The 21,511-nt window shown below is 41.4% G+C and carries 18 protein-coding genes; 14 read left to right on the top strand and 4 right to left on the bottom strand.

Features of this window, described 5'->3' with window-relative positions; translation table 11 throughout:
• Positions 1-124 precede the first annotated feature (124 nt).
• The 4 genes from lpdA to NST81_RS11640 all read left to right on the top strand — a co-directional run bounded on the left by lpdA (position 125) and on the right by NST81_RS11640 (position 4,987).
• Positions 125-1,549: a dihydrolipoyl dehydrogenase gene (lpdA, locus tag NST81_RS11655; protein WP_048623652.1), complete on the top strand. Its 1,425-nt coding sequence runs from the start codon at positions 125-127 to the stop codon at positions 1,547-1,549.
• Positions 1,550-1,575: 26 nt separating this feature from the next.
• Positions 1,576-2,574 carry a thiamine pyrophosphate-dependent dehydrogenase E1 component subunit alpha gene (locus NST81_RS11650; RefSeq protein WP_003355275.1) on the top strand — a complete coding sequence of 333 codons (999 nt, stop codon included), beginning with the start codon at positions 1,576-1,578 and terminating at the stop codon, positions 2,572-2,574.
• A gap of 12 nt (positions 2,575-2,586) precedes the next feature.
• Positions 2,587-3,570 carry an alpha-ketoacid dehydrogenase subunit beta gene (locus NST81_RS11645; RefSeq protein WP_003355273.1) on the top strand — a complete coding sequence of 328 codons (984 nt, stop codon included), beginning with the start codon at positions 2,587-2,589 and terminating at the stop codon, positions 3,568-3,570.
• A 133-nt stretch (positions 3,571-3,703) separates the two neighbouring features.
• Entirely contained in the window at positions 3,704-4,987 is a 1,284-nt protein-coding gene (locus tag NST81_RS11640) for a dihydrolipoamide acetyltransferase family protein (RefSeq protein WP_048623651.1), read from the top strand.
• A gap of 157 nt (positions 4,988-5,144) precedes the next feature.
• Here the strand turns inward: NST81_RS11640 and NST81_RS11635 are convergent, their stop codons facing one another.
• Entirely contained in the window at positions 5,145-6,005 is an 861-nt protein-coding gene (locus tag NST81_RS11635) for a DUF1002 domain-containing protein (protein WP_048623650.1), read from the bottom strand.
• 600 nt (positions 6,006-6,605) lie between these two features.
• Between NST81_RS11635 and NST81_RS11630 the strand changes: the two genes are divergently transcribed.
• The 3 genes from NST81_RS11630 (at position 6,606) to NST81_RS11620 (ending at position 8,955) form a co-directional block, all read left to right on the top strand.
• Positions 6,606-7,043 (top strand): BrxA/BrxB family bacilliredoxin, encoded by a 438-nt coding sequence (locus NST81_RS11630; RefSeq protein WP_003355270.1) that lies wholly within the window; start codon positions 6,606-6,608, stop codon positions 7,041-7,043.
• A gap of 289 nt (positions 7,044-7,332) precedes the next feature.
• Positions 7,333-8,325, top strand: coding sequence for an aromatic acid exporter family protein (locus tag NST81_RS11625; protein WP_003355269.1), 993 nt, complete (start codon positions 7,333-7,335; stop codon positions 8,323-8,325).
• Between the two features lie 129 nt (positions 8,326-8,454).
• Positions 8,455-8,955: a L,D-transpeptidase gene (locus NST81_RS11620; protein WP_371836614.1), complete on the top strand. Its 501-nt coding sequence runs from the start codon at positions 8,455-8,457 to the stop codon at positions 8,953-8,955.
• Positions 8,956-9,009: 54 nt separating this feature from the next.
• Here NST81_RS11620 and prli42 read toward each other — a convergent pair whose 3' ends face one another.
• A complete protein-coding gene (gene prli42 / locus NST81_RS11615; protein WP_003355267.1) occupies positions 9,010-9,105 on the bottom strand; it encodes a stressosome-associated protein Prli42 in 96 nt (31 codons plus the stop codon).
• A gap of 324 nt (positions 9,106-9,429) precedes the next feature.
• Between prli42 and NST81_RS11610 the strand changes: the two genes are divergently transcribed.
• On the top strand, positions 9,430-10,554 hold the full coding sequence (locus tag NST81_RS11610; protein ID WP_341029933.1) for a tripeptidase T: 1,125 nt from the start codon (positions 9,430-9,432) through the stop codon (positions 10,552-10,554).
• Between the two features lie 63 nt (positions 10,555-10,617).
• On the top strand, positions 10,618-11,088 hold the full coding sequence (locus tag NST81_RS11605; protein WP_048623647.1) for a chemotaxis protein CheW: 471 nt from the start codon (positions 10,618-10,620) through the stop codon (positions 11,086-11,088).
• A gap of 270 nt (positions 11,089-11,358) precedes the next feature.
• Here the strand turns inward: NST81_RS11605 and NST81_RS11600 are convergent, their stop codons facing one another.
• Positions 11,359-12,567, bottom strand: coding sequence for an acyl-CoA dehydrogenase family protein (locus tag NST81_RS11600; RefSeq protein ID WP_328202042.1), 1,209 nt, complete (start codon positions 12,565-12,567; stop codon positions 11,359-11,361).
• A 15-nt stretch (positions 12,568-12,582) separates the two neighbouring features.
• The gene (locus tag NST81_RS11595; protein WP_341029931.1) at positions 12,583-13,770 is read right to left on the bottom strand and encodes a CaiB/BaiF CoA transferase family protein; all 1,188 of its coding nucleotides are present in this window, start codon (positions 13,768-13,770) and stop codon (positions 12,583-12,585) included.
• A gap of 413 nt (positions 13,771-14,183) precedes the next feature.
• On the opposite strand from NST81_RS11595, the gene NST81_RS11590 reads away from it, so the two are divergent.
• From NST81_RS11590 to NST81_RS11570, 5 genes are all read left to right on the top strand, one after another.
• Complete coding sequence (locus NST81_RS11590; protein WP_328202047.1) at positions 14,184-15,374, top strand: DNA polymerase IV; 1,191 nt, start codon at positions 14,184-14,186, stop codon at positions 15,372-15,374.
• Between the two features lie 237 nt (positions 15,375-15,611).
• Positions 15,612-17,024, top strand: a complete 1,413-nt coding sequence (gene gndA / locus NST81_RS11585; protein WP_040341911.1) for an NADP-dependent phosphogluconate dehydrogenase — start codon at positions 15,612-15,614, stop codon at positions 17,022-17,024.
• Between the two features lie 635 nt (positions 17,025-17,659).
• Positions 17,660-18,823, top strand: a complete 1,164-nt coding sequence (locus NST81_RS11580) for a PucR family transcriptional regulator (protein WP_328202051.1) — start codon at positions 17,660-17,662, stop codon at positions 18,821-18,823.
• Between the two features lie 125 nt (positions 18,824-18,948).
• Entirely contained in the window at positions 18,949-20,316 is a 1,368-nt protein-coding gene (locus NST81_RS11575) for an aminotransferase class III-fold pyridoxal phosphate-dependent enzyme (RefSeq protein WP_048623642.1), read from the top strand.
• A gap of 18 nt (positions 20,317-20,334) precedes the next feature.
• Positions 20,335-21,486, top strand: coding sequence for an iron-containing alcohol dehydrogenase family protein (locus NST81_RS11570; protein WP_048624489.1), 1,152 nt, complete (start codon positions 20,335-20,337; stop codon positions 21,484-21,486).
• Positions 21,487-21,511: the final 25 nt, after the last annotated feature.

The raw sequence follows: 21,511 nt of genomic DNA, 5'->3' as shown, positions 1-21,511 counted from the left end.
AGATTTAAAAAGGCAGCCATATGGGCAGAATTTGTAACAACCATAATTCATAACGGAAAAAATCGATCCTTTCTATAGAACGTGAATCAGCGGCCAATTTGGTTTTGATAAGGAGGATTTCCTGATGGCAAAAGAATATGACATCGTGATTTTAGGAGGAGGGACGGGTGGATACGTAGCAGCCATACGGGCTTCCCAACTTGGATTGAAGACCGCGGTTGTCGAAAAAGAAAAACTTGGAGGCACTTGCCTTCACAAAGGATGTATTCCAAGCAAATCCCTTTTGAGAAGCGCGGAAGTTTTTGCACAAACAAAAAACGGTGAAGAATACGGAATACTTGCCAAAGAAATTAAACTCGATTTTCAAAAAGTACAAATACGAAAGCAACGGATTGTGGATCAGCTGCATCGTGGCGTTCAACAGTTAATGAAAAAAGGAAAAATTGATCTGTATCATGGGGTCGGACGGATTTTAGGCCCTTCCATTTTTGCTCCGGTTGCCGGGACGATTTCCGTTGAAATGAACGATGGGAATGAAAACGAGATTTTGATTCCTAAACATGTCATCATCGCTACTGGTTCACGGCCAAAGACGTTGAATGGTTTGGAAATCGATGGGGACTTTATTTTGTCTTCCAACGAAGCATTGGAGTTATCCAATGTTCCGTCCTCCGTTTTGATTGTTGGTGGAGGGGCGATCGGGATAGAATGGGCCTCGATGCTAAAGGACTTTGGATCGGATGTCACGATCATCGAATATGCCAACCGTCTTCTTCCATCTGAAGATCACGATATTTCAAGAGAATTGGAAATAAGGCTGAAGAAAAAAGGAATCCGAATTGTAACAAATGCCAAAATTCTCACGGATACGGTTCAAAAAGAAAAGACAACGGCTACGGTCCAAGTAGAAGTAAACGGGGAACGACTGGCGTATTCAGCTGAAAAAATTCTGGTTTGCGTTGGTCGTCAAGCGAATATTGAAGATATCGGTTTGGAAAACACCGATATTCAAGTGAATCAGGGGGTCATTCAAGTCAACGATTATTTTCAAACAAAAGAACGCCATATTTATGCGATTGGGGACGTCATTGGAGGATTGCAATTGGCTCACGTGGCTTCCCGTGAAGGAATGATTGCAGTCGAGCATATTGCAGGCTTGAATCCTGAACCGCTTGACTATTCGCTTGTTCCGAAATGCATTTATTCATCCCCTGAAATCGCCAGTGTTGGCTGGACGGAACAAGAAGCAAAGGAAAAAGGACTGAATTTGAAAATTGGAAAATTTCCGTTCCGAGCTGTTGGAAAAGCGCTTGTTTACGGACAGTCCGATGGATTTGTCAAGTTGATTGTCGATCGGGACACGGATGACGTATTAGGAGTTCATATGATTGGACCGCATGTGACCGATATGATATCCGAAGCCGGATTGGCGCGCTTTTTAGATGCTGCTTCTTGGGAAGTGGCTCATGCCATTCATCCGCATCCGACTTTGAGTGAAGCGTTGGGAGAGGCGGCCTTTTCCGTTGATGGAAAGGCGATACATCTGTGATGAAGAGAAGGAATGGAGGGTTTCAAATGGTTCAAAACCGACATAAGGAATTGGGCCTCAGCGACGATAGAGTTTTAGAGATGTATAAAACGATGCTTATGGCTCGTAAGATAGATGAACGTATGTGGCTTCTGAATCGTTCAGGAAAGATTCCGTTTGTCGTTTCTTGCCAAGGACATGAAGCAGCCCAAGTGGGAGCAGCCTTTGCGCTTGATGCAAAAAAAGATTATGTACTCCCTTATTACAGAGGTGTAGGGATTGTACTGTCCTTTGGAATGACGGCGAAAGATTTAATGCTTTCGGGTTTTGCGAAAGCGGAAGATCCAAATTCAGGGGGCCGACAAATGCCGGGGCATTTCAGCCAAAAGAAGCTGCACATTGTCACCGGATCCTCTCCAGTCACCACGCAAGTGCCTCATGCAGTCGGCATTGCACTGGCGGGAAAAATGGAGAAAAAAGATTTAGTAGCGTTAGCAACGTTCGGAGAAGGTTCATCCAATCAAGGTGACTTTCATGAAGCGGCTAATTTTGCGGGCGTTCATAAGCTTCCAGTTATTTTTATGTGCGAAAATAATCAATATGCGATTTCTGTTCCGCTAGAAAAACAGCTTGCCTGCGAAAGAGTGTCCGATCGCGCCGTCGGTTATGGAATGCCGGGCTATACGGTGAACGGCATGGATCCGCTCGAAGTTTACAAGGTGGTAAAAGAAGCTGCGGACCGTGCCCGCAAAGGAGAAGGTCCGACCTTAATTGAAGCATTGACCTATCGGTTGACGCCGCATTCTTCAGATGACGATGACCGCAGCTATCGTTCCCCGGATGAGGTGGCGGAAGCGAAAACAAAAGATCCGATTATCGTTTTTGGCGCTTATTTAAAAGAAGCAGGTGTCATGGATGACCAGCTTGAAAAGGAAATCCATAACGAAGTAATGGAGATCGTGAATGAAGCAACGGAGTATGCGGAGCAAGCACCATATGCTTTGCCGGAAGACGCACTGAAATATGTCTATAAGGAATCATTGTAAGGGGGATTCAACATGCCTGTCATTTCCTATATTGAGGCTGTGACCATGGCGATACGCGAGGAGATGGAACGAGATCCTCGTGTATTCGTGCTTGGAGAAGATGTCGGCAAAAAGGGCGGAGTATTCAAAGCGACCCAAGGATTATTTGAACAATTTGGGGGAGAACGAGTAATCGATACCCCGTTGGCTGAATCGGCGATAGCCGGTGTAGGAATTGGAGCGGCCCTTTATGGGATGCGGCCCATTGCCGAAATGCAATTTGCTGATTTTATTTTGCCCGCTGTCAACCAAATTATTTCGGAAGCGGCTAAGATTCGCTATCGCTCGAACAATGATTGGAATTGTCCGCTTGTGATAAGAGCTCCATACGGTGGAGGAGTTCATGGCGCTCTTTACCATTCTCAATCGATGGAAGCCGTTTTTGCCAACCAGCCGGGTTTAAAAATTGTGATGCCTTCCACTCCTTATGATGTGAAAGGTCTGTTGAAAGCGGCTGTTCGCGACGATGATCCCGTTTTATTTTTTGAACATAAGCGGGCCTATCGGCTGATCAAAGGAGAAGTGCCTGAAGAGGATTATGTGCTTCCAATCGGAAAAGCGGATGTAAAACGAGAAGGAGATGATGTGACCGTTATAACGTACGGTTTATGTGTTCATTTCGCTCTTCAAGCCGCAGAAAGACTCGCGAAGGATGGAATCGAAACGTATATATTGGATTTACGAACTGTTTATCCTCTTGATAAAGAAGCGATTATAGAAGCAGCCAAAAAAACAGGAAAAGTGCTGCTTGTTACAGAAGATACGAAAGAAGGAAGCATCATGAGTGAAGTATCGGCCATCATCGCAGAGCATTGTTTATTTGATCTTGACGCTCCTATTAAGCGGCTCGCAGGACCTGATATTCCGGCAATGCCTTATGCCCCTACCATGGAAAAATTCTTTATGGTAACTCCTGAAAAAGTGGAAAACGCCATAAGAGATTTAGCTGAGTTTTAACCGCACTTTCTTTAGAACCCTTTTTCGGAAGTGCCGACATAATGCAAATCTTATCTTTTTGGAGTCTATTACACATCTATTTTGAGTGAGTCGTATGGTTTAAGGAGCAATGAAGATACAAGGAGTGGTTACGATGGCACGGGAAAAAATGACGATGCCGCAGCTAGGCGAAAGTGTGACGGAAGGAACCATTAGCCGGTGGCTAGTAAAACCGGGTGATCATGTCAAAAAATACGATCCGATTGCGGAAGTTTTAACCGATAAAGTAAACGCTGAAGTCCCTTCTTCTTTTACCGGCACAGTCGTTGAACTTGCTGCCGATGAAGGTGAAACGCTCGAAGTGGGGAAAGTGATCTGTGTCATTGAGACAGAAGAAGAAGGTTCGACACAGAAAGAAACAACAGAGCAAGAAGTGCCGGCAGCCGGAATGACAATGAAACAGAAGGCGGTGGTTTCGGAGGCAAAGACCCGTTTCTCTCCGGCTGTATTAAAGCTTTCACAAGAGTATGGGATTGATTTGTCAAAAGTTCAAGGCACCGGAAAAGGGGGGCGTATTACCAGAAAAGATGTATGGAAATGGATTGAATCACATCATCATTCGAAAACTTCTGGGGAAGCACCTGCAACTGTTCATTCGGATGCTGTGGAAGAACGACCATTGAATGATCCTGAAAAGAACGACATGAAAAAGCACTTGCATTTGTCCGGAGCTCACGGTGATTTGGAAATACCGGTGACAGGAGTACGCAAAGCCATTGCCCAACATATGGTTCGAAGCAAACAAGAAATCCCTCATGCTTGGACCATGATGGAAGTCGACGTTACCAATCTTGTTCAGTACCGCGATTCCATCAAAGAAGAATTTAAAGAGAGGGAAGGTTTTAATTTAACGTATTTTGCCTTTTTTGTAAAAGCAACAGCTCAAGCCTTGAAAGAATATCCGCAAATGAATTCGATATGGGCAGGGGATAAAATCATTCAGAAAAAAGATATTAACATTTCGATCGCTGTAGCGACGGATGATGCGCTGTATGTACCTGTCATAAAGCATGCAGATGAAAAAACGATCAAGGGCATCGCAAGGGAGATTCATGAATTGGCCGTGAAGGCCCGTAACGGCAGCTTAAAGCAAGAAGATGTGGAAGGGGGCACGTTTACCGTTAATAACACAGGTTCCTTTGGTTCCGTGCAATCCATGGGAATTATCAATTATCCGCAAGCCGCCATTTTGCAGGTGGAATCGATCGTCAAGAGACTCATGGTAATGGATAACGGAATGATTGCGGTTCGCGATATGGTCAATCTTTGCCTCTCTATCGATCATCGAATACTGGATGGGCTTATTGCCGGGCGTTTTTTGCAAAGGGTGAAACAAATTCTCGAAAATATTTCGAAAGAGAATACACAGATTCATTGATCATTATCTCGAATCAAATACCTTTATCTTTCGAAATTTTAATCAAAAAATGATTTCTATCAAGTAAAAGGCCAGACTCAAAAAAAACAGGGCTGATTCCTCCTATCCACGATAAGGAGGAATCAGCCCTTTCATAATGGGTCGGCCTTTTTAGAGATTATTTAAAAAGGCTTGCAATGGAGTTAACGATCGATTGCAAAAAGTCGATGATCGATTGGAGGAAGCTTTTTCCTTCGTCCGAATTTTTAAATTCATTCCATTTCTCTTTTGCTTTTTCAATTTGAGAATTGACTGCATTCCAGTTGATGTTTAAGTTTTTCATTTTGTCAAACAAAGAGACAAGCTGATCCTTTTGATCCGGTGTCAAGGAAATATTTAATTCATTGGCAACGTTATTGACGATCACTTGAATATCTTCTTTTGTTTGAGGATGTTGTTTAGCGATTTCTTCTTTGATTTTTTCGATTAATTGTGTGGCATCGTTTTTCCCGATATCATCGGCTAGTTTGGCGGTTGTCACCATTTCTTGGTTGGCCACTTGCTTTTGTGCTTCCGGAATTTGTTTGCCTGTTGTGGATTCATAAGCTTTAATGATTCCGGTAAGCGCAGCCGTTCCGGATACGTCAAAAGGTGCTGTGATATAAATATCGGCATCTTTCACACCGGCCGTTGTCAACGCGTTCATATACATTTCTTTCGATACCCACGTAATATGATTGGTTTGCACTTTCAGGCCATATCCACTTTCTTTAGTGGTAATTTTGCTGGAAGAAATGGCTTTCGTGCCAATTTGCGAATTGGGAATATAGTTCCCCAAATATTTATGTTCTTCGGCGTTCGTAACCGTGATCGTATTGACATCACCGGATACGCCCATTTCATTTAAAACTTGTTCTTTTTGCTGAGGGGTTAAATCCGCTCCGAGAGTTACGGTTGTTTCGCCCGTAATGCTGTCAGCCTGCACAGACATGGTGAAACCCAATGTAAAGATGGCAAGCAACAAAAATAATTTTTTCATAAAATCCTCTCCTGTACAATTTACCTTTCGTTTTGGAATACAATGAGACTTCAGCTACGCTAAACTAAAGCAGTCGCTGAATGTTCATGGCGGAAGGTTGATTTTGACAGATTTGATCAAACCCGGGATTCCGCCGGCATCGTTCTTTCTCTCAGCTTTCGCATTTATTCGGATCAGCGAGGGAAAAGGACTTTTCTAATTCTTTATTTTAATCGAAATACAAATGGTTCTACAACTTTTTCTGCAATCCATCTTCCAAGTCGCTACTTTCGTCCTTTGCAGGAAATGATTCCTATAATGAAATAAGCAGGTATTTGTATGCCGTATATTCATGAATGGAAAAACGATCGTCTTTTTTCGGAAAGAAGGTGCCAAAGACTTACACATTGGCCCAATGAAGATCAGGAAAAACTTTGCCGGCTAAAAAAGGAGCGCCGTAGATCGACGCCCGATGATAGGGAGTTTAGGGTATGGATCTCGTTGTACCATGATTTTACCCTAATTTTTGATGGATAAACCTTTTATCATATCATAAAAAATTTGAAAATAAAGGTAAATTCCTTTATGATAGGTACATGATACGGAAAGGAGGAACGTTCCATGAGCATGAATTTTAACATTTTTATGAATGATGTCGTGAATCAGTCTCGTAAAGAAATTGTCGACGCTGGTTATAGAGAACTTAGAACTCCGGAAGAAGTGGATGAAGCGTTGCAGAAAAAAGGCACGACTCTTGTGATGGTGAATTCGGTTTGCGGCTGTGCCGGGGGAATTGCACGTCCTGCTGCCGCTTATGCGATCCACTACGATAAACGTCCGGATCAGCTTGTTACAGTTTTTGCCGGACAGGATAAAGAAGCGACAGCGAAAGCTCGCAGTTATTTTACTGGCTATCCACCTTCTTCTCCATCTTTTGCACTTTTAAAAGACGGGAAACTGGTTGCCATGGTTGAACGACATGAGATTGAAGGACATGAGCCTATGGATGTTGTTCAAAAATTGCAAGCGGCTTTTGATCAATATTGCGACGAAGTGTAAGAAGTGTAAGATGGCAGCGATTTCGTTCTGCGATCACAACGTTTAAACGAAAAACGTGCCAAGGATGGAACAGAAAAATCCATGTCCGATAGATCCACTTTCATGCTGGCTCAACAAGGTCAGCCCTTTCAAATGGGAAATTTTTTTATTCTGCATTTGAAAAGGCTTTTGAGGCTCCTTGTGATCCAGCTTTTTTATTGATTATCCGGTCCAAAGTGTGATCTTGCTTGAAAACAAAGAAAGGGTTGAGCATACTAGAGGAGAAAATAATGGATTTGAGGTTATGGATATGTTTCGAATCGGTTATCGAACGATCAAAACAGCGGTAGGTACAACATTGGCGATCATGATTTCGCAATGGCTTCACTTGCATAATTTTGTCTCTGCCGGGATCATTACAATATTATGTATCAAAAATACGAAAGTGAAATCATTTGAGGCAGCATGGACGCGTTTTTTCGCTTGTGTGCTGGCGATGATTTTTTCTGCTTGTTTCTTTGAAGGAATTGCTTTTCATCCAGTTGTGATTGGTCTCATGCTATTGTTTTTTATTCCAACAACCGTAAAGCTAAAAGTAACAGAAGGCATTGTTACAAGCAGTGTCATTATTCTTCACATTTATTCAGCCGGTCATGTCACCCTTTCTTTGTTGTTGAATGAGCTGTGCCTCATTGTTGTCGGCATCGGCATTGCTTTATTGATGAACCTTTATATGCCCAGTGCAGATGAAACGTTGTATCGCTACCAGGAAGAAATTGAAAAGAACTTCCGGAGGATTTTTGAGGAAGTGATTTCGTATTTACGCAGTCATAAAAATGATTGGGATGGAAAAGAAATAACGGAAACGGCGCGTCTGTTGAAAGAAGCAAAATCACTCGCTTTAAAAGATGCAGAAAATCATCCAACAAGAGAAGAAAACTTATTTTATCACTATTTTGTCATTCGTGAAAAACAATTTGAAATACTCGAACGATTGTTGCCGATTTTAACGTTTGTCTCCTACCAAACAAAACAATCCCACATGGTTGCCGATTTTTTGGAAGAGTTAAAAGACAATATTCATCCTGGAAATACAGCTCATTTTTATTTGAAAAAACTATACGATATGAAGGTGGAATTTGAAAGAATGGAGTTGCCTAAAACAAGGGAGGAATTCGAAACAAGAGCGGCTCTTTTTCAATTTGTCCGAGAAATGGAACAATACTTGATCATCAAAAGTTCGTTTAAGGGTTTAAAACGAAAGGCGAATAAAAACAGCCAAAAATCCGCAACATACTCTTAAATAAACCCATCCCGGCAAGCAAAGATTGCGCTGGGGTGTTTTAGCAACATTTGATTTTCCGTTTTCCGACTGTTTTTCCATTCAAGCATCTAACGGTCGGTGAAGTTGGAAAGAAAAGTGGTGATCAAGTTGAAAAAACTTTGGTTAATTCTATTCATATTCGCTTTTTTGTTTCCGAATTCGACCTTTGCACAAGGCTCTCCTCTTATTGTCATCAATAAAAAAACAAATGAATTAGCCTTTTATAACCATGGCAAGTTGCAAATGAGGGAAAAAGTGGCCACTGGAAAAACGAATGAACTGACACCGGAAGGGCTGTTCACTGTAACGGTCAAAGCGAAAAATCCTTTCTATCGGAAGAAAAATATTCCCGGCGGGCATCCAAATAACCCGCTTGGAACGAGGTGGATCGGATTTAATGCCAAAAATACCGGCGGTCGAATCTATGGTGTCCACGGAACTAATAATCCATCTTCCATCGGGCACTATATTTCCAACGGCTGCATTCGTATGAACAATCAGGCGATTGAAAGATTGTATGAAAATGTTCCCATTGGAACGAAAATCAAGGTGGTCACATCCACACAATCGTTAGACCAGATAGCCAGGCAGTACGGTGCCATTCATTAGGAAAATAACCAAATGAAAAGCAATCGGCTTTCCAGCTGATTGCTTTTTTCGTTTTTACAAAAACATTGTAAGCCCGGCGAGGACCGTTGTGGCAATCATTGCCAATAACATGATATAGACAACGACTTTTTGGAATTTCTTATTTCTCATGATCTCCTCTCCTTCAATTCCGCTGTCTTTATATTATCGATTTTTCCAGTTGTCATCAACATGATCCTATAGAGGGATGGGTAAGATTTTTTGAAAAAAGAGGAGTTTTTAAAAATCATATCGAATATTGGAATGAAAAAATACTTGAACGTTGTCGCCCCTTTTGCCATTGACTTTTTATACCGCCATATCCTAAAAATTTATAGAAAGTTGATATTTTTCGAAAAATAAAGCCATATGATCAGAATCTACCTTTCGTTTGTAGACTTTTTTTCAAAGGAGTATACTGAATGGTGAGTACATAAATTGGAGGTAATTTTTGCTATGGTGAATAAAGAAAGATTAGTCAATGAATTTTTGGAACTTGTACAAATTGACTCGGAAACCAAAAACGAAAGCGAGATTTCTAAAGTTTTAAAACAAAAATTTACAGAATTAGGCTTGGATGTCTATGAAGATAATGCGAAAGAAAAAACAGGGCATGGCGCCGGAAACTTGATTTGTACTTTACCGGGAAATAAAGAAGGCGTGGATCCTATTTATTTTACTTCACATATGGATACCGTCGTTCCCGGAAAAGGGGTGAAACCTTCCATTAAAGACGGTTACGTCGTCACGGACAGAACGACGATTTTAGGTGCTGATGATAAAGCCGGATTGGCGGCCATGTTTGAAGCAATCAGAATGATTAAAGAACAGAACATTTCTCATGGGACGATTCAATTTATCATAACAGTGGGGGAAGAATCCGGCTTAGTGGGAGCCAAAGAGCTTGATCCATCGCTTATTAAAGCGAAATATGGGTATGCTCTCGACAGCGATGGGAAAGTGGGAAATATTGTCGTGGCAGCTCCAACACAAGCAAAAATCAAAGCGGTGATTCTTGGAAAAACGGCCCATGCAGGTGTGGCTCCTGAGAAAGGGGTTTCCGCCATCACGATCGCCTCAAAAGCTATCGCAAGAATGCCGTTAGGACGAATCGACGAAGAAACCACTGCCAATATCGGCCGATTTGAAGGCGGGCAAGCAACGAATATCGTATGTGACCGTGTCGATATTTTGGCGGAAGCAAGATCGTTAGTTCCTGAAAAAATGGAACAACAAGTAGCCAAAATGAAAGAAGCTTTTGAAAGTGCTGCCCAAGAAATGGGAGGACGGGCAGAAATTGATGTGCAGGTTATGTACCCTGGTTTTAAATTTGGCGAAGGAGATAAAGTGGTGGAAATTGCGAAAAAAGCAGCGGCGAAAGTGGGCCGACCTTCTGAATTGCTGCAAAGCGGCGGCGGAAGCGACGCGAACGTGATTGCCGGATTAGGGATTCCTACTGTCAATTTAGCTGTAGGATATGAGGAGATTCATACAGTGAATGAGAAAATGCCTATTGAAGAACTAGTGAAATTGGCAGAAATGACAGTGGCTATTGTGGAAGAAGTAGCAAATCCATCGTAATTTCTTTTGAAAAGAGAGCTCTCCAGCTCTCTTTTCGACCGTTTTCAAAAGGGGGCACAAGAAATGGAAGAAACAAAAATGGTTGTTTTTCAATCAGGCAAGGAAGAATATGCCGTTCCGATTCAATATGTCGTTTCGATTGAAAAATTGGATCATATTAATCCCATTCCTCATTTGCCTGCTTATTTAAGGGGAATTGTCAAAAATCGTGGTGAATTGATTCCGGTCATTGATTTTGAGCAAGTTCTATATTCTCAATTTATCGAAAATTTGTCTGAAAGCCGTCTGATTGTTCTTCAAGTAGAATCATTCTTTTTCGGAATATTAGTAAAAGAGGCAAAAGAAATCATTGACATTCCGATTGAACTCCAAAAACAGATCGGCCTAATGGCTTACGAGGGAACCCGTTATTTTTCAGCAGTGGCAAACATGGAGAAACGCTTAGTGACCATCATTGATCCTAAAATTCTGGTGGAATCGCTAGAAGGCATTCAAGACATACAAGAATATATGAAAACGATGCAAAATGCCTGACGGTGGAACTTCCTGTTGTTATATCCCCGTTTTATCGCTGATCATAATATAGCAGATTCCTGCAGGCCACTTGTTATAACAGAAAAAATTGAATATAAGGAATAGCTGTTTATTTTGTCATTTGATAGAAGAAGGGAGCTAAAAGTTCCCTTCTTAGGATTGGCTCATAAAATTTGGTTGCGAAGCTACGATTCCATTTTGTTTATCGCGATAGGCGAGTAAATGCATGGCGCTACAAGCACTTGAAAGAATAGGTGAATCTTTATTCATTCAGCTTGAAACGGAATCCTCTGTGAACGGCCATGCGGGGAGCATTTTATGGAGCGGTTTATCCTGTCGGTAGCCGAGAGCGTATTCTGCTTGCATGATCGTATGAATCTCCCTCGTTCCTTCGTAAATAACCGGTGCTTTGGAATTTCTTAAATATCGTTCCACGGGATATTCATTGGAATATCCGTATGCGCCATGAATTTGCACCGCGTCATCCGCCGCTTTGTTGGCAAAATCACAGGCTTGCCATTTGGCTAAGGAGGTTTCGCGTGTATTGCGTCGGCCTTTGTTTTTCAATTCGCCGGCTCGATAGACAAGAAGCCGACTTATTTGCAGTCCTGCTTCCATGTTGGCGATCATTTGTTGAACGAGCTGATGGCGGCCGATTTCTTTTCCAAATGTCCTGCGTTCGTGGCAATATTTGACGCTTGCTTCCAGGCAGGCCATGATGAGGCCGCAGGCTCCGGCTGCGACAGTAAATCGACCGTTGTCAAGAGCCGACATAGCAATTTTAAATCCTTCACCTTCTTCGCCAAGCAAGTTTTCTTTTGGAACCCGGACGTTGTCAAAAAACAGTTCTCCCGTATTTCCGGCTCGAATTCCCAATTTTCCTTTAATCGCTTTGGAAGAAAATCCGGGCATGGTCCGTTCAACAATAAAGGCGGAAATCCCTTTATGTTTTTTGTTTTTGTCCGTATAGGCGAATACAAGAAAATGATCCGCCACGTCGCACAAGGAAATCCAAGTTTTTTGTCCGTTTAAAATATAGTCGTCGCCATCTCGAGTCGCTGTCGTGCCTAAAGCGGCTACATCAGATCCTGCTCCTGGCTCAGTTAATCCAAAGGCGCCGATTTTTTCTCCTTTCGCTTGAGGAACAAGATAAGTTTGTTTTTGATATTCGTTGCCCCATTGAAGAAGAGTCAGGCTATTCAGTCCGGTATGGACCGACACGGCTGTCCGAAATGCTGTATCTCCTCTTTCTAGTTCTTCGCACACAATCGCAAGCGAGTTGTAATCCATTCCGCTTCCACCATACTGTTCGGGAATACAGACACCCATCAAGCCGAGTTCAGCCAATTTTTTAATGATGTTTGTTTCAAAATGATGGTTTGCGTCCCATTCGCCGATATACGGCATGATCTCTTTATCCACGAACTGGCGCACGGTTTTTCTTAATAGTTGTTGCTCTTCCGAAAATTCAAAGTTCATGGGCTCATCGCTCCTTTAAATAATTTGATTCGTTTTCAAATCTTCAATCTCTGCATCAGAATAGCCTAAATGGCTCAAAATGAGTTCGTTGTGTTCCCCGGGCAAAGGAGGATATTGATTTTGTTTTACGGGTGTTTTCGAAAGTTTTAAAGGACTGCCAACGACTTGAATAGTCCCTGCTGTTGGATGTTTCATGGAAAGAAACATTTCCCGTGCTGTCAGCTGAGGGTCACAAACCATTTCATCCAATTTTTGAATAGGTCCGCACGGTATTTTTTTCTGTTGACAAGCTTCCATCCAGTAGGCGGTTGATTTCATTTGAAACCGTTTCTCTAAAATTGGGATAAGCTCTGTCCGGTGCTTCACCCGCTCCGGGTTGGTGGAAAAACGCGGATCGCTGGGAAGTTCCCGCATTTCCAACATGCTGCATAAATCTTGAAACTGCCGATCGTTCCCTACCGCAATGACCATTTCTCCATCGGCTGTGCGAAATGTTTGATAAGGTACGATATTAGGATGGCGGTTTCCCATTTTGGGCGGCACCTTTTTAGTCATGAGATAATTGCTGGCAACGTTGACTAGTGAGCTGACAGCGCAGTCATATAAAGAGAGATCGATCTTTTGCCCCCTTCCTGAACGGTCCTTTTCTAACAATGCTGCTTGAATGCCAATGCAGGCGTAGAGCCCGGTTAAAATATCCGTAATGGCTACTCCGGTTTTGAAGGGAGGCGTATGTTCGTCACCGGTAATTGACATAAGCCCACTCATTCCTTGAATGATAAAATCATATCCTGGCAGATCTTTATAAGGACCTGTCTCGCCAAATCCGGTAATGGAGCAGTAGATAAGTTTCGGATTGCATCGGGACAACTCCTCATATCCCAAACCGAGCCGGTCCATTGTGCCTGTTTTAAAGTTATGAATGACAACATCGCTTTTTTCCACTAGTTGATAAATGATCTTTTTTCCTCTTGGATCTTTTAAATTGACAGTTAGGCTTTTTTTATTTCGATTGGCGCATAAATAGTATGCGCTTACACCGTTTTGAAACGGAGGCCCCCATTTTCTTGTTTCATCGCTTCCGCCGGGGGCTTCTACTTTAATCACTTCCGCGCCTAAATCGCCTAAAATCATCGTACATAATGGTCCTGCAAGCACTCTTGTCAAGTCGAGAACTTTTACACCGTCTAACGCCCCAACCATCGTTATCACTCCTTTCATACGTTATAAATGAAAAAGCCGGCTTCTTTCCGGCTAATAAACTGCGGAACGAAAGAAACGGGCTCGTATCTGCCTGGATCGTACGGACAATCAAGGTTGAAAAAATGAAAAGTTTTTTGCTTCAAACTGCCTTACCATGGCGGTAAGCTGAGATGAACAAGTATAGGCGGTAAACGATTATCCCGTTCTTTTTTGTACTTTTCTACTTTATATTATTCTGAATAGTAAAAAAATAGTAGGGGATATGTTGAAAAGGAACGGAAAATCTCTTGATGGTAAGCAGGAGAAGGAAGGAAATCTTTTAGTCGCTTTCATTCATTGGAGGAGCGCTCCATTGTTTTCTTCAAGCTGACAATTGGTATAATAAATTACAGAATGAATGGAGGTGGACGGAGGTGAAGCGGTTTTACCCTAAAAACGGTCGAGTGATTTTACATGTCGATATGAATAGCTTCTATGCTTCGGTTGAAATGGCCTACGATCCATCCTTAAAGGGTAAACCATTAGCGATTGCAGGTGATCCTAAGCAACGAAAAGGGATTGTCGTCACATGTAGCTATGAAGCTAGAAAGTTCGGAGTAAAAACGACTATGCCAATATGGGAAGCGAAAAAGCGGTGCCCGGAACTGATTGTTAAACCGCCGAATTTTGATCGGTATCGGACCTTATCTCAGGCGATATTTAATATTTTGCGTGAATACACTCATCTAGTAGAGCCTGTTTCCATCGATGAAGGGTATATGGATATTACAGAAAGCTATGAATGGGGGACGCCGATTGAAATCGCCGAAGACATCCAAAAAAGACTTCAAAACGAATTGGACTTGCCTTCCAGCATAGGGATTGCTCCCAATAAATTTTTAGCGAAAATGGCTTCCAATATGAAAAAGCCGATGGGCATCACAATATTGCGCAAAAGAGATGTGCCTGTTCGATTATGGCCGCTTCCTGTTGAGGAGATGCACGGTGTGGGGGAGAAGACGGCCGCAAAATTACGAACGATTGGCATTCAGACGATTGGCGATTTGGCAAAAGCGAACGATATCCAGCTGAGATCTCTTCTAGGCATCATCGGGGTGCGTCTTCGCGCGCGGGCAAATGGTCGAGATGATCGAAAAGTGGATCCGGAGTCAGTGAATGAGCGCAAAAGCATTGGAAATTCAATGACTTTGCCTCAAGATGCGGAAAGTGAAGAGGAATTGTCCGAGGTGACTCACAAGCTGGCTGAAAAAGTCTCATCTCGTCTTAAGGAGCGGGGACTGCTCACGACCCATCTTTCGGTTATGATTCGCTTTCGAAACAGACATACGATCACGAGAAGCAAGAAATTGGACAGTCCGACGGATTCAGTGGGAGACATTCAGCGGATTTCTCGGGCGTTGGTTTTAGAACATTGGAATGGCACCCCTGTTCGTTTGCTTGGCATCACAGCACAAGATTTAGTGGAAAAAGAAGAGGCTTACAAGCAGCTGGATTTATTTACGTACCAAAAAGAAGCCAAAATAGAGCTTCTGTTGGAAACGATGGAAAAACTGAAAGAAAAATTTGGCAGCCAAATCATTCAAAAAGGGTTCCCGCGTTCTTAACAAATGAAAAAGTGGCGTTTTTTTAAAACATCCCGATTTGAAATGAATAGTGAGAAAGGCGATTCTTTCACCATCGGGAAATATTGTCAGAAGAAATCATGGTCTCTATTTGAACGTTTTTCCGTTATATAGGAAAGACGATGGTCTGATTCAATCATTTGCAACCCACGTCGAAAATTGATACAGTAAAATAGCGATAACAGCTTTAAATATAGTGCAGAAGGGGCGTAAGAAATGATGGCAAAACAACAAATTGGTGTAATCGGATTAGCTGTTATGGGAAAAAATTTAGCACTCAATATTGAAAGCAAAGGGTACTCTGTTTCGGTTTATAATCGTTCAAGAGAAAAAACAGATGCCTTATTAGAAGAAGCAAAAGGAAAAAATATTGTCGGAACATATAGTATTGAAGAATTTATTGATTCCTTGGAAAAACCGCGGAAAATTTTGTTGATGGTCAAAGCTGGAGCTCCGACGGATGCAACGATTGAACAATTAAAACCGCATCTCGAACCGGGCGATATTTTGATTGATGGAGGAAACACTTTCTTCAAAGATACACAGCGCCGCAATAAAGAGTTGAGTGAATTAGGCATTCATTTTATCGGCACTGGGGTATCCGGAGGAGAAGAAGGAGCATTGACCGGTCCTTCCATTATGCCCGGTGGACAAAAAGAAGCATATGATCTTGTTTCGCCCATTTTAAAGGATATTTCGGCTAAAGTGAATGGCGATCCATGTTGTACATATATTGGTCCAGACGGTGCCGGCCATTATGTGAAAATGGTTCATAATGGCATCGAATACGGCGATATGCAGCTGATTTCAGAAGCATACTTTTTACTGAAGAATTTGCTTGGTTTAAATGCTGATGAACTGCATCAAGTTTTTGCCGAATGGAATAAAGGTGAGCTGGACAGCTATTTGATTGAAATTACTGCTGACATTTTTACGAAAAAAGATGAAGAAACCGGAAAACCGCTGGTAGATGTGATTTTGGACAAAGCGGGTCAAAAAGGAACAGGAAAATGGACCAGTCAGAGCGCGCTCGACTTGGGAATTCCGCTCCCGCTTATTACCGAGTCGGTTTTTGCCCGCTTTATTTCTGCGTTGAAAGAGGAAAGAGTAAAAGCAAGCAAGCTTTTAAAAGGGCCGGAAACAAAAGGATTCGAAGGCGATCGCAGCAAACTGATCGAATCGATCCGCAGAGCGCTTTATATGAGCAAAATCTGTTCTTACGCCCAAGGATTTGCACAAATGAGAGCAGCTTCGGAAGAATACAATTGGAATCTTCGCTACGGTGACATCGCCATGATTTTCCGTGGCGGCTGCATCATTCGCGCGCAATTTTTGCAAAAAATTAAAGAAGCATATGATCGAGATCCAAACTTAACGAATTTGCTATTAGATCCTTATTTCAAAGAGATCGTCGAAAAATATCAGTCTTCTTTGCGTGAAGTCGTTTCGTTGGCTGTCCTTCAAGGAATCCCTGTTCCTGCTTTTTCTGCTGCTTTGGCTTACTATGACAGCTATCGGACAGAAACATTGCCTGCCAACTTAATTCAGGCGCAAAGGGACTACTTCGGCGCTCACACTTATGAAAGAGTGGACAAAGAAGGCATTTTCCATACAGAATGGATAAGCAAGTAATTTTGAAAAAGAAACTTTGTTTTCATATATGAAGAGAGTCCCCTCATAGCAGAAAAATCTGTTTGCTATGAGGGGATTTTTCTATGGAAAAATTTGATCGTCTTTTAAGGTCCACTTTTTAACTGCGGCAGATCAGCGAAGATTTTTCCATTCTACCATTGAGAATAGAGTAGTTTTTTGTGAAACAGTATTTTAAGTTTAAGAGAATTTTCGAATTTCACAAAATCCCTTTAAAATCACTTTCATACTTGATAATGAAGAATCCAAACAGAATGGAATTTTAGGCAGTAATAGCTTTGACAACCATCGAAGCAAATCATGAGTATTCCTTTTATCCCGTCGCCTCAAAACAAATATACATACATACTAATGGGCTACACATGTAGAAACCTCATCCATCCCTTTTTTAACGCTGCCATAAGAAGGTTTTCAACATTCAGCAGTTTTATGATTTCGTCACACATGAGAATTTTTACTTTCCCAACATGTCATTCTTATTATATTATTTAACAATTAAATCATAAAAAATGGTTGTCTGTTTTACGCATGGAAGATCCATTTATAAGCATTTTACATTGGGGAATCAGTATGATTGACTGATTTTTTACTTTGAAATGAAAGGAGTTTGAACGAATGTGGTGACTTTAAAAAAAATGGTCAATTTACCTGATTTTCAAATGCTTAAGTTGGTTGCCGGAGAAAAAGGGATGGATCGTATGATCACAGGAGTAAACGTAACGGAAAGTGTAGATTGGGTGGATTTTTTCAGACCAAATGAACTAATCGTGACAACCGGAATTAATATGGAAAATAATCCGGAGAAAGTGGTGGAAATGGTTCGATCTGCCTATCGGCGCAAGGCTGTTGGCATTGTGTTAAATACGGGGCCATATATCCCCGATATTCCTGAAGAAGTTTTGCATTTTGCTGAAAAATATCAGTTTCCCGTTTTTCAAATGCCTTGGGAATATCGTGTTGCCGATTTTATAAAAATGACCGTTCAATTTTTAATTTCGGAACAACACAAACAAACGAAAGCTGAACAACTTCTTTCGGATCTGTTATTTAACCATGATATTCATGAAGGAACAGTGGCGAAAGAACTGGCCCAACTCGGATTTAAAGAAGATGCCGATTTCGGAATCATCGTATGTACACCATCCCAACGCTCTAATAAATCTTCTTCTTTCGTTCAAATTATTGAACATGCCTTTACAAATAGATATGAAAATTTTCTTTCGACCATTTATCAAGATGAAATGATCTATCTTGTAGATCGTTCAAAAGTTCGTACACCGGAAATTCCTTTTATCAAAACGGTAGAACATATACAAATGATGATTAACAAACAAGAAGCGAATGTAAAACTGTTAGTTGGGATGGGGAATTTTTATAGAAATATTTTCGATATTCCTAAAAGTTATTTTGAAGCCAAAAAGGTTATTCATCTTGCCCGGCGTCATTCTGCCCCATTCATTTGTAAGTACAAAGATATTGGCGCTTATAAAATTATTATGGCCGTGAAAGATCGCAACATGATTGAGATGTTTCATCAAGATATGTTAGGTCTTCTTTATCGTTATGACAAGCTGCATAAAACGGATTATGTACATTTTCTTCGTGTATTTCTTGAAGAGGACGGCCAGACGACCAATATCAGTCGAAGAGAGTTCATTCATCGCAACACGGTGCTTTATAAAATGAAAAAAATAGAGTCAATATTAGATGTGGATTTATCACACTCTTATACAAAAACGAATTTATTACTCGCGTTTATGATTGAAGATATTTTGAGATAATATTCTCCTTGTCATATGTGCAAATGCACAATTTATTTTGTTTGAATATTCATTGTTTTCCGAATGATAAATAATGTATTCTTTATATGTAAGAATTAATAACATTGAATGGAGTTGCGAATCAAATGAAAACGATGGATGTGATTCAAACAAAAAAAGAAGATCAACAGTATGTCTTGCATTCATGGTCCAAACAAAAGAATATTCATCCGAAAGTCATCACGAAAGCTGAAGGCATTTTTTTCTGGGATGATGAAAACCGAAAATACTATGATATGTGTTCACAACTCGTTTACTTGAATGTTGGACATCAGCATCCTAAATTGTTGGAAGAATTTAAGCATATGGATGAAATTCCTATCGCTGCACCATCATTTGCGACACCATCAAAATCAGAACTCGCTCGCAAAATTATTGAAGTTGCGCCGGACAACATGGCGAAAGTATTTTTTGCAAACGGTGGAGCAGATTCAAATGATCATGCTATTAAAATCGCAAGGATGGTCACAGGACGTTATAAAATTTTTTCAAGGTATCGTTCGTACCACGGTGCCACATTCGGCGCCGGCAATTTAACCGGTGAAAATCGTCGATTTGCTGTTGAACCTGGGATGCCGGGTTTTATTAAATTTGATACACCTTATTTGTACCGGGAGTCTATTAATTTTGAAAATGAAGAAGCGGCAGCAAAGTTTTACCTTGATCGGTTGCACAATCAAATGCTATATGAAGGACCGGAATCCATTGCTGCTGTATTTCTTGAACCCATTCCGGGCAGCAATGGTGTTCTCATTCCGCCAAAAGGATATCTTGAAGGGGTGCGTGAATTATGTGACCGCTACGGAATTCTTATGGTTTGTGATGAAGTGATGTCGGGATTTGGAAGAACGGGAAAAATGTTCGCGGTCGATCATTTTAACTTCCAACCAGATATGATGACGTTTGCTAAAGGGGTAACAAGTGGTTATAGCCCGCTTGGCGGTGTGATTGTCAGCCGAAAAGTGGCGGAGTTTTTCGATGACCATGTATTAATGACAGGTTTAACATACAGCGGACATACCGTTTCAACCCAAATCGGGTGTGCAACGCTTGATATTTATAAAGAAGAAGGTCTCATTGAAAATGCTTCTGAAGTAGGTGAAGTGCTAGGAGCAAGATTGGAAAAACTAAGAGCGTTTAACTCAGTTGGTGATGTTCGTCATATCGGTTTATTCGCAGCCGTTGAACTTGTTAGAGACAAAAAGACAAAGGAACCGATTATATCGTATGGGATGGATTATGGAAAAGATGAAGCGGGATTAATGAAAACATTCATTCATTTATTGAATGAAAAGGGATTTTATACGTACTCGCATGAATCCAGTGTGATCATTGCACCTCCATTAATCATTACAGAACAACAGATAAATGAGGCGATGGATCTTTTCGAAGAAGCATTGACCAAGTTTGAAAAGGAGCATTTATTCTCTGCTGGAACATTGGTAACTAAATAAATGAAAGGAATTCACGGAATGGAAAAATTTTTTTATAAACAACCAGTACCGATTGATTTTGGCCCAGGCAAAATAAACTTATTACCACAAATCATAAAACGATTAAATAGGAAGCGCGGGATATTAATTAGTGCCCCGTCGATGGTTCGCAACGGTACGGCACAAAAAATTATGGATCAAGCGGAGGGGCGTATTGTAACGATATTTTCGGATATTCAAACAAACCCGACTGTGTATAACACGGATGCCTGCGCCCGCATCATTCGCGAATACAAATGTGATTTTGCCGTGGCTTTAGGAGGAGGGAGCATTTTAGACTGTGCAAAGGTTGCTTGTTTTGTGGCCGAAACGCCCTATAGTTCTGCTGACTTTTTATCTCGTGAACGTTCAGTGACGAAGCCTGGAATTCCTTTAATCGCTGTACCGACAACGGCTGGAACGGCGAGTGAAGTGACATCTGTTTCAGTGCTGACAGACACGGAAAGAAATGTGAAGGCTCCTCTCTCAAGCGATTATTTCTATCCGGCCTATGCGTTAATAGATCCTGAACTAACGGTCACTTGTCCGCCCGATGTGACTGCATCGAGCGGTCTGGATGTCCTGGCCCATTCACTGGAGGCATACTACGGAAAAAAGCATCAGCCTTTCACCGATATGGCGGCGGAAAGAGCAGCGTCGATTGTTTTCAAATATTTATTAACCGCCTATCATGAGCCTGAAAATATGGAGGCAAGAGCAAAAATGAGTGAAGCTTCCGTTACGGCAGGTCTGGCATTTAATATGACACAAACGGCTGCTGCGCATGCATGTTCTTATCCACTGACACAAGAGTTTCATATTCCTCATGGCGAGGCTTGTGCTTTTACTCTTCCTTCCTTTTGGAAAATCAATAGCCGGCTTGGGTTCGAATCGGAACGTCTTCAAGCGTTCAGTAGGAGGCTGGGTTTCAAAGATTCGGAAGACTTGGCGGATCGAATAGACGAAATGAAAAAGGAAATGGGGTTAAGAATGACATTGGAAGAAATAGGGGTGTTGACAGAAGGAGATTTAGATAAACTTGTATCTCATAGTTTTTTCCCTAATATGATGAATAATCCAGTTTTGATGACGAAAGAAAGTTTAAAAGAAATGTATAATGCTTTGCGGAAAAAAACTAAAAAAATCGTGTGATGAAATATGACATTAATTCGGCGGA

The sequence above is a fragment of the Bacillus sp. FSL W8-0223 genome (assembly GCF_038006805.1).
In the GTDB taxonomy this organism is placed as follows: domain Bacteria; phylum Bacillota; class Bacilli; order Bacillales; family DSM-4216; genus Bacillus_O; species Bacillus_O smithii.
The sequence above is the reverse complement of the archived record's forward strand: the minus strand, read 5'-3'. Positions and strand labels throughout refer to the sequence as shown.

Coding starts and splice junctions, on each gene's coding strand:
- gndA (WP_040341911.1), top strand. CDS start 15,612: ATGGCAAAACAACAAATTGGTGTAATCGGATTAGCTGTTATGGGAAAA.
- NST81_RS11650 (WP_003355275.1), top strand. CDS start 1,576: ATGGTTCAAAACCGACATAAGGAATTGGGCCTCAGCGACGATAGAGTT.
- lpdA (WP_048623652.1), top strand. CDS start 125: ATGGCAAAAGAATATGACATCGTGATTTTAGGAGGAGGGACGGGTGGA.
- NST81_RS11610 (WP_341029933.1), top strand. CDS start 9,430: ATGGTGAATAAAGAAAGATTAGTCAATGAATTTTTGGAACTTGTACAA.
- NST81_RS11630 (WP_003355270.1), top strand. CDS start 6,606: ATGAGCATGAATTTTAACATTTTTATGAATGATGTCGTGAATCAGTCT.
- NST81_RS11605 (WP_048623647.1), top strand. CDS start 10,618: ATGGAAGAAACAAAAATGGTTGTTTTTCAATCAGGCAAGGAAGAATAT.
- NST81_RS11595 (WP_341029931.1), bottom strand. CDS start 13,770: ATGGTTGGGGCGTTAGACGGTGTAAAAGTTCTCGACTTGACAAGAGTG.
- NST81_RS11575 (WP_048623642.1), top strand. CDS start 18,949: ATGAAAACGATGGATGTGATTCAAACAAAAAAAGAAGATCAACAGTAT.
- NST81_RS11600 (WP_328202042.1), bottom strand. CDS start 12,567: ATGAACTTTGAATTTTCGGAAGAGCAACAACTATTAAGAAAAACCGTG.
- NST81_RS11640 (WP_048623651.1), top strand. CDS start 3,704: ATGGCACGGGAAAAAATGACGATGCCGCAGCTAGGCGAAAGTGTGACG.
- NST81_RS11625 (WP_003355269.1), top strand. CDS start 7,333: ATGTTTCGAATCGGTTATCGAACGATCAAAACAGCGGTAGGTACAACA.
- prli42 (WP_003355267.1), bottom strand. CDS start 9,105: ATGAGAAATAAGAAATTCCAAAAAGTCGTTGTCTATATCATGTTATTG.
- NST81_RS11645 (WP_003355273.1), top strand. CDS start 2,587: ATGCCTGTCATTTCCTATATTGAGGCTGTGACCATGGCGATACGCGAG.
- NST81_RS11635 (WP_048623650.1), bottom strand. CDS start 6,005: ATGAAAAAATTATTTTTGTTGCTTGCCATCTTTACATTGGGTTTCACC.
- NST81_RS11570 (WP_048624489.1), top strand. CDS start 20,335: ATGGAAAAATTTTTTTATAAACAACCAGTACCGATTGATTTTGGCCCA.